This window comes from Gemmatimonadota bacterium (genome assembly GCA_016209965.1).
Taxonomy (GTDB): Bacteria; Gemmatimonadota; Gemmatimonadetes; order Longimicrobiales; family RSA9; genus JACQVE01.
This window is the reverse complement of the sequence record JACQVE010000156.1, coordinates 1-3551: the sequence shown is the minus strand read 5'-3', so window position 1 is coordinate 3551 and position 3551 is coordinate 1. Positions and strand designations below refer to the sequence as shown.

Below are 3551 nucleotides of genomic sequence, written 5' to 3'. Positions count from 1 at the left end.
GCGGCCCCATCCGGGTGGCGGGCAGCCCGCGCGACGTGCGCGCGGAATCCATGGCCGGCGATGTCGAGATCGCGGCCAGCACACCGTCGCTGCGCGCCAAGTCCGCGAGCGGCACGGTGCTGCTGCGCGGCTCGGCCGAGGACGCCACTGTCTCGACCGTGAGCGGCTCGGTGCTGGTGCAGGGCGGAAAGTTCCAGCGCGGCCGCTTCGAGTCCGTGACCGGCGACATCCGCTTCCAGGGCGACATCGATCGCGCCGGCTCGCTCGGCTTCCAGAGCCATAGCGGCACCATCGAGCTGCGGCTTCCGGCCACTGTCGCGGCCGACTTCCTGGTGAGCACCTTCCAGGGTGAGCTGGACACGGATTTCTGGTCCGGCAAGATGTCCTCCGCCCGCGAGCTGCGCGGCCGCGAGCTCGCCTTCACCACCGGCCGCGGCGGCGCCCAGGTCGCCGTGCGCAGCTTCAGCGGGCGGATCGTGCTGCGCAAGCTGAAGAAGTAGGCTGCGAGCTCCCGGTGGCTCAGGGTTGCATTTACGACTGCGGCGCTGTGTCAGCATTGGGCTTGCGGGATCGCCCAAGCAGGTGCTACGTATGAGGCGAGGTTAGCTCGCTGGCCTTCGGTTGCGGTAGGACTGACGACGCCCATAGGCTCGCTTGAACCGCAGGACCTAAGCCCTCGCCTCGTTAGGAAGGTTGCCATGAGCCACCAACCGGATTCCTTAAAGATTGTGTATGAGGAACCGGAGGGTAGGCCGGTGCTCCCCGTCACCGGAGCCTACGGCGGGCCCACGCCCGAGGGATCAGCGGTCGTGGCTCATCTGTATGTGGAGTCCTCCACGCTTCCCAGCATCAGCTCGGCGCCCATCGACGCACGTGGCGTGGTTGACTTAACCAAGACTCAGGATGTGAAGAGGGCCGATGTGAGCAGGCGCGTGCAGGCCACACTAGTGCTGCCTGCGGAAACCGCAATCGTTGTGGGCAAGTGGCTGCAGGAAAAAGGCGAGCAAGCCATTAGTGTCCGTCAGCAGCGCTCAGGGCGCGAACAGAAGCCATGACCATCGCCCAAGCTAGTCTTAGCGATTCGTCCGCATCGCCCAGTACGGCTCCCGGCCCCGGGACGGCGGCCGCAATTCGCGGGGATCGGACCCTTAATCGCGATTTGCTCGTGCAGGAATTCCAGCGGGCGAGCTCTCGGTCGAAATTCTCAGTCGGGTCAAGCCGTGCGTCGTTGGCTCCTCTAAAGTTTCAAGGCACAGAGCAGTTCACCACCTCGGTTGCTCCGACGGCTGCGCCTCAGGCTCGACCCGTCGTGCAGGTGACATCTGGTCCTGCCGTCGGCCCCTTCCTTCGGATCCTTGGTGAACCTTTCTACTTCGAGTGCAAGAACCAGACGCTCTACATCAGGCACCCCCGTTGGTCACTGCTCGGCAGCGGTAGTAGTCTTCTGGAGGCCGAGCAGGACCTTTTGGCCGAGGCCAGGGAGCTGGCGGAAGCGCTTTTGAAGCTGCCCGTCTCTTCGCTCGATCCAGAAACACTTCGACTCCGTGATTTCGCTATACGTGCGCTGTGAAGCCGGATGCCGAAGGAGAGGCGAGAAATCAAGAGGGCGCTTCAGGCGAAGGGCTTTGCATTGCAGTCGCAGCGTGATCACGACGTCTATTTTTTCCAACATGAGGGCAAGACGCAACCAGTCTACACCAAGTTGTCGCGCGGGCAGAAATACCGGACCATCGACGACAGTTTGCTGGACAGAATGCGCAAGCAACTGCATCTTTCGAAGGACGAATTCGAGCGTTGGGTAGGCTGTCCTCTCGGTCAAACGGAATATCTCCAGATTCTCACTCAAAAGGGTATCCTGAAGAGCGCGCCTGGATAACGTACCGCAGGCTACTGCGCCGATGGGGGCGTGGCTCGCAAAGGAGGCCTCATTCAGCCGGTGTCAAGGGAGAACGCGGTGGCGCAGCGGATGAAGGTTGCCATCGTGCAGGCTGAGGTGCCGCTCCAGCTCGAGCGGGGGCTCGAGCGGACGCGCGCACTGGCGCGGGAGGCCGCGGCTGACGGCGCCGAGCTCATCGCTTTTCCGGAGACGTGGATCCCGGGCTATCCCGCCTGGATCGATGCCTGCCGCGATGCCGCGCTCTGGAACCACCCGCCCGTCAAGGCGGAATTCGCGCGCCTGGCCCAGAACAGCGTGGCCGTGCCCGGCCCCGCGGCCGAGGCGCTGGCTGAGACCGCGCACGAGCTGGGCGTGACGCTGGTCGTGGGCGTATCCGAGCGGGTCGAGCGCGGCCCGGGGCGCGGCACGCTCTACAACTCCTTGCTCACCTTCGGGCCGGACGGCCGGCTGCTCAACCACCACCGCAAGCTGGTGCCCACGTACACGGAGCGCATGTTGTGGGGCACGGGCGACGCCCAGGGGCTCGAGGCGGTGGACTCGCCGGGCGGGCGAGTGGGCGGCTTGATCTGCTGGGAGCACTGGATGCCGCTGGCCCGGCAGGCGCTGCACGAGTCAGGCGAGGACGTGCACGTGGCCGTATGGTCGACGGCCCACGAACTGCACCAGCTCGCCAGCCGCCACTACGCCTTCGAGGGGCGGTGCTACGTGCTGGCGGCGGGCGGCCTGATGCGCGGCGCCGGCCTGCCGGCCGGGCTCGAGCCGCACCCGGAGCGCGTGCCCGGCCCGGACACCTGGGTAATGCGCGGCGGCAGCTCGATCATTGCGCCCGACGGTTCGTACGTCGTCGAGCCGGTCTATGACGAGCCACGGATCCTGCACGCGGAACTGGACTTCAGCCGCATCTGGGAGGAGCGCATGACGCTGGACGTGGCCGGCCACTACAGCCGCCCGGACTGCTTCGAGTTCCGGGCGCTCCGGGGGCGATCGCACGATGGAACCCAGGCGCAGGCGACAGAACCAGCCCCGGCGGAAGCCGCGGATTGATGAAGCGACCGCTCAGGACTCGTATGGCTGACGGGTAGGGCCCCCCGCGTCCACGTAACCGCGACGCACCAATTCACGGCCGAACGGCGGCGAGGACGCAGAGGTCAAAGGGTCGGCCGTCACCGGCTGCCACGCCGCGGCTTCTGCGGACTCGGCGGTAAATACACTGCTGGGCGACCTCGGTGCGTGGCGGTATTTACGAGCTCGACCACTAAACTAAGGCTACGCCGACGTATCTTGTGCCGGCTTCTCCCGCAGGTAGCGGATGAACTTCAGCACCAGCCAGCCCACCAGCACGAGCAGCGCGATCTTGATGGCCAGCCCTACCACCATCCCCAGCAGTGCGCCGATCACGCCAAAGATCACCTTGAGCGCGACCACGGCGGCCACCAGGACCGCGGCGGCGCCGGCCAGCTTCACAGCCATGCTTGCCATTGATACCTCCGATTTTTGAAAGCCCGCCTTCGTCCCTCCCTACGCAACAGCGCGCCAGCGGGATTCGTTTGCCCTCTGTTCGGGCCCTGAGGTCCCGGCCGATGGCCAGATCCGGAGCTCGGAAATCACAAGTCGCGGAACAGCTCGCAGAGGTGGGGCTCAGCACCCCTCCTTG

Annotated in this window: 5 protein-coding genes; 3 read left to right on the top strand and 2 right to left on the bottom strand. The window is 65.8% G+C overall.

Features of this window, described 5'->3' with window-relative positions; translation table 11 throughout:
• Together HY703_06420 and HY703_06415 are read left to right on the top strand one after the other, a co-directional pair.
• A partial coding sequence (locus tag HY703_06420; protein MBI4544808.1) for a DUF4097 family beta strand repeat protein occupies positions 1-500 on the top strand: 500 nt, incomplete at its 5' end.
• Between the two features lie 198 nt (positions 501-698).
• On the top strand, positions 699-1055 hold the full coding sequence (locus HY703_06415) for a hypothetical protein (GenBank protein MBI4544807.1): 357 nt from the start codon (positions 699-701) through the stop codon (positions 1053-1055).
• Positions 1056-1417: 362 nt separating this feature from the next.
• On the opposite strand, the gene HY703_06410 is transcribed toward HY703_06415, so the two are convergent.
• Positions 1418-1846, bottom strand: a complete 429-nt coding sequence (locus HY703_06410) for a hypothetical protein (GenBank protein MBI4544806.1) — start codon at positions 1844-1846, stop codon at positions 1418-1420.
• Positions 1847-1966: 120 nt separating this feature from the next.
• On the opposite strand from HY703_06410, the gene HY703_06405 reads away from it, so the two are divergent.
• Positions 1967-2941, top strand: coding sequence for a carbon-nitrogen hydrolase family protein (locus tag HY703_06405; protein ID MBI4544805.1), 975 nt, complete (start codon positions 1967-1969; stop codon positions 2939-2941).
• A gap of 222 nt (positions 2942-3163) precedes the next feature.
• Here the strand turns inward: HY703_06405 and HY703_06400 are convergent, their stop codons facing one another.
• A complete protein-coding gene (locus HY703_06400; GenBank protein ID MBI4544804.1) occupies positions 3164-3376 on the bottom strand; it encodes a hypothetical protein in 213 nt (70 codons plus the stop codon).
• Between the last annotated feature and the right edge of the window lie 175 nt (positions 3377-3551).

What these genes read in the sequence shown, in the direction of transcription:
- HY703_06415 (MBI4544807.1), top strand. Translation starts at nt 699, where the DNA reads ATGAGCCACCAACCGGATTCCTTAAAGATTGTGTATGAGGAACCGGAG.
- HY703_06400 (MBI4544804.1), bottom strand. Translation starts at nt 3,376, where the DNA reads ATGGCAAGCATGGCTGTGAAGCTGGCCGGCGCCGCCGCGGTCCTGGTG.
- HY703_06405 (MBI4544805.1), top strand. Translation starts at nt 1,967, where the DNA reads ATGAAGGTTGCCATCGTGCAGGCTGAGGTGCCGCTCCAGCTCGAGCGG.